Raw genomic sequence first — 6687 nt, 5'->3', positions numbered from 1 at the left:
GGCAACCCAGCGTACGGGATCGGCTGCTCCGACGCAAGCCGGCTTCCACTTGCCGGAGAATGGCCCCATGGAACCGTCGCCCGATCCCGCATCCGACAACGCCGGCTACGGGCGCCGCCGCGCGTTCATGGCCGTCAAGATCCCGGTGGTCGAGGGCGTGGACGACCGTTGGCACCAGCGCGAGGAGCGCATCGACGAGGCATTGCGGGCCCGGGGCATCGGCTCGGTGCTCGGCTGGGGCGATTCGCTCGGCGACGCAGCGCCCGGCGGGCCGCGCCGAGTCGCGTTCGTCCGCGTCGACATCGATGTCTCGGACATCGCCGCGGGGCGGGTGCTGTTGCAGGCCGCGCTGCCGGTGATCGGCCTGCCGGCAGGCACCGAGATCCACTATTCGATCGGGCGCCTGCGCTTCGCCGACATCTATGCGCCTCCCGACTGGCTGCAGGAGCGGCCGCAGGCCTAGGGCCTGTCCACGCCAATACCGGAGTCCCGGAGGGCTGCGACCTGTTGCGCATACGCGCTGTCGATGCGCTGCAGCCGGGCCTCGCGCGCGGCCTCGTTGACCCACTGCGCATTGAGCGCGCTCTGCCTGGCGAGCTGGTATTGCAGCTTGGCGGCCGGCAGCAGCGCCTTGTTGTCCGCGGCGGCGTAGCCCAAAGCGGCATGCAGCGACTTCAGCACCGCGCGCTGGGCCTCGGCACGCGGCCCCCGGCCCTGGCCGTAGCCCACCAGGAATCTGCGCAGCTTCTTCTGGAACTCCACCGGAAAGTCGCTGCGCATCACGAACTGCGCCTGCGGCGTCGGGTCGGAACGCCAGACCACCTGCAACCGATCGGCCTCGACCGGAAACTGCTGCCTGAAGCGCTCGAAATCGGTCGTGTTGTTGGTCGCCACGTCGGCATCGCCGTTGGCCACCGCCAGGGCCGTGGCCTGGTGGGTGCCGACGATCTCGCTGCGGAAGCGGGTCTCCATCACGATCCGGTTCGGCAGGAAGAGCTGGACCTGCGGCAGGATGAAGCCCGACACCGACCGGTTGTCGCCGCGCGCCAGGCGCCATTGCTCGGGATGGGCCAGCAGGTCCTCGAGCGTGTTGCGCGGACCCGCCCGGCGAACCAGCAGCACGGCGCGATGGTCGGGCGCGCCCGCATGCCGCCGCACCTGGGCCAGCACGTTCATGTGGCGCTGCGACACGGCATCGAGCGCAAGCTGGGCCGACAACAGGCTCAGATCGACCTGCCGGCGCCGGATGGCCTCGTCCAGCGACGCATAGCTGGCCGCGGAATGGACCGTCACGGGCCGGCCGATCGCGCGGCTCAGGTCAGCCAGGAACGGCGTCCAGCTTTCGCGCGACTCGACCACGCCGCCGACCGGCAGGACGCCGAAGCGCAATTCGGTGGCCGGGGCGCGGCCCGCCTGCGCCCCGGCCGCCGCGTGCCAGGCCAGCACGGCCGCCAACGCGAAGCGGCCTGCCCGCAGCCAGAGCCCGCGGTTCACGGCCGCGTTCAAGGCGCGCCCGCGCGCAGTGCAGCCGCCTGTTCGGCGTAGAGGGTCTCGATGCGCTGCAGCCGGGCCTGGCGCGCGGCCTCGTTGACCCACTGCGAGGTCATGGCGCTCTGCCGCGCGAGCTGGTAGGCCAGCTTGGCGGCCGGCAGCAGCGAACTGTCGTCGGCCGCGACGAAGCCGGCCAGGTCGTGCAGCGATTTCAGCACCGCGCGCTCGCTGTCGCCGCGCGGGCCCTTGCTGCGGGCGTATTCGATCAGGAACTGCTGCACCTTCCGCTCGAACGCGGGACCATAGTCGCGCCGGATGACGATCTGCGCATGCGGGATCAGCTCCGACTCCCAGATCACCTGCAGCCGCTCGGCCTCGGCCGGGAACTGCTGCCGGAAGCGCTCGAAGTCGGCCGTGTTGTTGGTGGCGACATCGGCCTCGTCGTTCGCCACGGCCAGCGCGGTCATCTGGTGCGTGCCCACCAGTTCGCTGCGAAAGCGGGTCTCCATCGCGATGTGGTTGGGCAGGAAGAGCTGCAGCTGAGGCACGATGAAGCCCGACACCGAACGGCTCTCGCCGCGCGCCAGGCGCCAGTTCTCGGGCTCGGCCAACAGGCCCTTGAGGGTGCTGCGGGGGCCTGTCTTGCGCGCCAGCAGCAGCGCGCGGTAGCCGGGCAGGCCGTCATGGCGCGTGACCTGGGCGAGCACCTTCATGCGCCGCAGCGTCACGGCATCGAGCGCCATCTTGCCGGACAGGAAGGCCATGTCCACCTGGTTGCGCTGTATCGCCTGTTCCAGGCCTTCGTACGAGGTCACCGACAGCATCGTGATCGGACGCCCGATGGCACGCCGCAGGTCCGCGAGCAGCGGCTCCCAGTCGTTGCGCGACTCGAAGGCACCGCCCAGCGGCAGGATGCCGAAGCGCAAGGGCGCCGGACCGGCGGCATCGGCCGCGCCCGCCGTCTGCGCCGGCACCGCGAGCGGCCAGCCGAGCAGCAGCGCCAACGCGCCGCGCGCCACCCAGGCGCCGACGCGCCGCGTCCTGGCCCGGAACGGACCTGGCAGAGACGCCACGCAAGCAAGGGGGGCGCTGGATGCGCAACGGACAGGAACCTGCATTTTTCTGGAACGCGTGGGCCCGACGAGCCCGAACGGGCTGGTCAAACGAGTGCGCTCTACAACACAATTAGAAACCAACTTAAGCATTCATCGTGTCATTTTCCTCAACCCACACGCATTTGTCGGCCCTCGACAGGCGGATCGCCGCCCCCGCCCTTCCTCCATGAGCTGGTCCTTCCGCGCCCTTCGCCTGCTCGCCGGCCGCCTGACCCTGGCGCAGCAGCTCGTGCTGCTGGCGCTGCTGCCGGCGACCGTGGCGACACTGGGCGCGATCGCGGTGCTGACACGCCAGCACCTCGCGAACCTGACCGAGCTGATGCGCGCCAATGCCCAGACCGTGGCCCTGCAGGTCGCGACCGTGGCCCAGTCGCAGATCCAGCACATGGACCGCCGGGCGCTGCAGCGCACCGCCCAGTCCGGCAGCACTCAGCCGCATGTGCAGCATGTGCAGATCTGGTCGGAAGAGGGCGAAATCCTCGCCAATGCGGACACTACGGACCTGCGGCGTGGCGAAGGCCTTCAGGTGGTCGCGCCGATCACCGGCGACGACGGCAGGCACACCGGCAAGGTGATGGTCGAGATGAGCCTGGACGCGGTGAGCAACGCCAAGAGGGCGGTCTGGTTCAACGTCGTGCTGGTGCTCGGCGCCAGCCTGGTCGGCGTCGGGCTGGCGGGCTGGTGGGCGGCGCGCCGCATCAGCGCACCGATCCAGGCGCTCGGCGAAGCGGTCGACCGGCTCGGCGCCGGCGAGGATGCCCAGGTGGAAGTGGAAGGCACGACCGAGGTTCGGCGGCTGCAGCACGGCTTCAACCTGGCGGCGCGTGCGCTGCTGGAAAGCCGCAACCAGCTCGAAAGCCGCATCGTCCACGCGACCGCCGAGCTGGCCAGCAAGAACCAGCAGCTCGAGGTCGCGAGCCAGGCCAAGACGCGGCTGCTGGCCGCTGCCAGCCACGACCTGCGCCAGCCGCTGCATGCGCTCACGCTGTTCTCCGACGGGCTGGCCAACGGCGAGACCGATCCGGTGCGGCTGCAGCGCATCGGCCACATCCGCGAGTGCGTCGAATCGCTGGACCGGCTGTTCTCCGAGCTGCTCAACCTCTCGCAGCTCGACGCCGGCGTGCTGCAGCCGCATTGGACCGATTTCGCGCTCGACAGCCTGTTCGACGAGATCAGCCGCAACTTCCGCGCCGTGGCCGAGCAGAAGAACCTGCGGCTGGTGGTGCGCAAGACCGACGCCTGGGTGCGCTGCGACTACGTGATGCTGTCGCGCATCCTCAACAACCTGGTGTCGAACTCGCTGCGCCACACCGCGGAGGGCGGAATCCTGGTGGGTGCGAGGCGCCGCGGCAAGGCGATCCGGATCGACGTCTGGGACACCGGCATCGGCATCGCGGCCCACCACCAGCCGCGGGTCTTCGAGGAGTTCTACCAGGTGGATCCGCAAGGCCGGCAGGGCAGCCGCGAGTCACGCGGCATGGGCCTGGGCCTGGCCACTGTGCAGCGGCTCGCGGCCCTGCTCAACACGCGGGTCGAACTCAGTTCACGGCCGCACAAGGGCACCTGCGTGCGCGTGCCGGTGCGCTCGATCGGACCCGCGCCCGCCTTGGCGATGCCGCTCGCGGAACTCCCCGGCATGCCGACCGAGGACGAAGTCCAAGCCCGGGCCAGCCTGGTCGGTGTGGTGGTGCTGGTGATCGACGACGAGCGCACCATCCTCGAGGGGCTTCAGGTCGTGCTCGCGAACTGGGGCGCGCAGGTGCTGGCCGCCCAGAGCCGCGCCGAGGCCCTGGCGCTCGCCGATGCCTGGGATCGCCCGCCCGACGTGGTGCTGAGCGACCTGCTGCTGGAGGGCGGCGACAACGGGCTCGACGTGCTCGCCGCCCTCGCGCGCCACCCCCGCGGCATCGGGCCGTCGACCGCGCGCCTGCTGGTGACCGGCGAGACCAAGCCCGACCGCCTGYGCGAAGTCGCCGGCGCCGGCGTCGCGGTCCTCTACAAGCCGGTCTCGCCGCGCGTCCTGCGCCAGGCGATTCAGGCTCAGATGGCCGCGGTGCGCGTCGCCCTCGCGACCCCGGCGTAGGCGCCGTACGTCGTCAGACATAGACCGACAGGCTGCGGAATTTCGCCCTCCGCCCCCCAATGCGCCGCCACCGCGGGTGGACATAAGCCCTCTGCCTTATCGCGCCCAAACAGCCGCCTTCGTACATTGGCTCCATCGCCCTCTGCGGATGCAGTCCATGTTTTCGACCCGTCTCCCCACGCTGCCTGGCCTGCAGCGCGCCATTGCGGCCATGGCCTGCGCGGTCCTGCTGTGCGGCGGCGTCCAGGCGGCCGGGCTCACCGTGCTGATGGCTGACGAAACGGCCGCCCACATCGAATTCGTTCGTCAACTGCGGGAAACGCAGGACGCCGGCAGCCGCTTCGACCTGATCCACCTGGTGGCCGGCGAACCCGCCGGCGAGGACCTCGCGGCGGCCCCGAGGCCGGCCGGCATCACGATGGCCGTCGGCATCACGGCGGCGCGCTCGGCGATCGAACGGGCCGGCCAGGATCCGCTGGTGCTCGCGATGCTGAGCCGGCTCGACTACGAGAGCCTCAAGGGCACGGCGGCGCTCCGGCGCCCGGAGCGCCGGATCGGCGTGCTGCTGCGCGAGCCCGCGATGGCAGACCAGCTGGCGCTGATCGATGCGGTGCTGCCCGCAAAGCGCCGGCTGGGCGTCGTCGCGACCGCGGAGTCGGAGCCGATCGTGAGCGAACTGCAGCGTGCCGGCCAGGGCTGGGACCTGCAGCTCGAATACGCGCCGGACGCCACGTCGCTGGCGGCGGTGCTGCGGCTGCTGGTGTCGCGCAGCGACGCGCTGCTGGTGCTGCCCGACAAGATCGGCGACAGCCAGGCCGCCACGCTGGCGGTCCTGCGCGCCGGTGCCGCTGCCGGCCTGCCGGTGTTCGGCACCAACGAAGGTTTGGTGCGTTCCGGCGGCCTGGCCGCCGCGGTGTCGACGCCGCGCCAGCTCGCACAGCAGGCGCGCGCCCTGGGCCGCAAGCTGGCCGCAGCCAACGGCGCCGCCAGCGTGTGGGTCGAGGCCGCGACGCCGGCGACCGTGCGCGTCAACACCACCGTGGCCCGCGGACTGGGCCTGCGCCTGCCTGACGAACGCGACCTGACCGCCGGCGTGACCGGTGTTCGATGAGCGCCGCCGCGACATGACCGCGCCCAGCCATCGCCTGGAGGTGCCCGCCGCTGCCGTCGGGCCGAACGATCCGGCGCTGGCTGAGCACAGCGCGCTGGTGGTCGGGGGCAGCCTGCATCGCGACCTGTTCCGGCTGGGCGTGGTGCCGTGCGCGGCGGTCGCGCTGGCGCTCACCGCCTGGTTCACCCACGGCCGGCTGGCCACGCTCGAGACCGCGTTCGATGCCGAGGGCGAGGCGGTGGCGCGCCAGGTCGCGGCCATGTCCGACCTGAGCCTCTACGCGGGCGACCTGCCGGCGCTGCAGAACGTCGCCAATGCCGCGCTGCGCGGCGGCCAGGTGACGCGGGTCGAGATCAGCAACAGCGCCGGCGTCTATGTGACGGCCGGCCCGAAGACCGCCTCGCTCGCGCAACTGCGGATGTTCACCGCGCCGGTCACGCTGCGCGAGGCCTCGCGCACGAGCGCCTTCGCGCCCGCGGGGTCGACGGCGGCCGGCGAGACGCCGATCGGGCTGGTCCAGACCTTCCGCGACACCACCGCCCACGCGCGCGAACGCACACTTTCGCTGATGGCGGGCATCGGCATCGCGATGATCGCGCTGCTGGTCGCCTGGGCCTGGGTGCGCCATACGGCGCGCGCCGTGGCGCAGCCGCTGCGCCGCATCTCGCGCACGGTGGCGGCGCTGGAGGCCGGCCGCTTCGATGCGCGCTGCAACGTGGTCGGCCCGCAAGGCGCCGAGGACAGCCCGGCCGGGCGCGCTCGGCGCCCCCCGCACGAGTTCGCCAACCTCGCGCACGACATCAACCGACTGGCCGAGCGCCTGCAGCGCAATCGCCAGCAAAGCGAGGACCGGGTGCGCGAAGCCACGGCCGTGGCGCTGCAGCGCA

At 71.7% G+C, this 6687-nt stretch carries 6 protein-coding genes; 4 read left to right on the top strand and 2 right to left on the bottom strand.

Annotated features, from left to right (window positions below; genetic code table 11):
• Positions 1-463 (top strand): hypothetical protein (locus AC1D2K_RS27145; protein ID WP_478092512.1); only part of this gene is annotated, 463 nt, incomplete at its 5' end.
• On the opposite strand, the gene AC1D2K_RS27140 is transcribed toward AC1D2K_RS27145, so the two are convergent.
• Together AC1D2K_RS27140 and phnD are read right to left on the bottom strand one after the other, a co-directional pair.
• A complete protein-coding gene (locus AC1D2K_RS27140) occupies positions 460-1494 on the bottom strand; it encodes a phosphate/phosphite/phosphonate ABC transporter substrate-binding protein (RefSeq protein ID WP_478092510.1) in 1035 nt (344 codons plus the stop codon). The genes AC1D2K_RS27145 and AC1D2K_RS27140 overlap by 4 nt on opposite strands.
• An 8-nt stretch (positions 1495-1502) precedes the next feature.
• Complete coding sequence (gene phnD / locus AC1D2K_RS27135) at positions 1503-2564, bottom strand: phosphate/phosphite/phosphonate ABC transporter substrate-binding protein (protein ID WP_478092508.1); 1062 nt, start codon at positions 2562-2564, stop codon at positions 1503-1505.
• 208 nt (positions 2565-2772) lie between these two features.
• On the opposite strand from phnD, the gene AC1D2K_RS27130 reads away from it, so the two are divergent.
• The 3 genes from AC1D2K_RS27130 to AC1D2K_RS27120 all read left to right on the top strand — a co-directional run.
• Positions 2773-4689: an ATP-binding response regulator gene (locus tag AC1D2K_RS27130; RefSeq protein ID WP_478092506.1), complete on the top strand. Its 1917-nt coding sequence runs from the start codon at positions 2773-2775 to the stop codon at positions 4687-4689.
• Between the two features lie 157 nt (positions 4690-4846).
• Entirely contained in the window at positions 4847-5800 is a 954-nt protein-coding gene (locus AC1D2K_RS27125; protein ID WP_478092504.1) for an ABC transporter substrate-binding protein, read from the top strand.
• Positions 5801-5813: 13 nt separating this feature from the next.
• The coding region (locus AC1D2K_RS27120; RefSeq protein ID WP_478092502.1) for a HAMP domain-containing protein at positions 5814-6687 on the top strand (874 nt) is incomplete at its 3' end.

It is taken from the genome of Variovorax sp. P1_H12_2, from assembly GCF_056405335.1.
The sequence above is the reverse complement of the archived record's forward strand: the minus strand, read 5'-3'. Positions and strand labels throughout refer to the sequence as shown.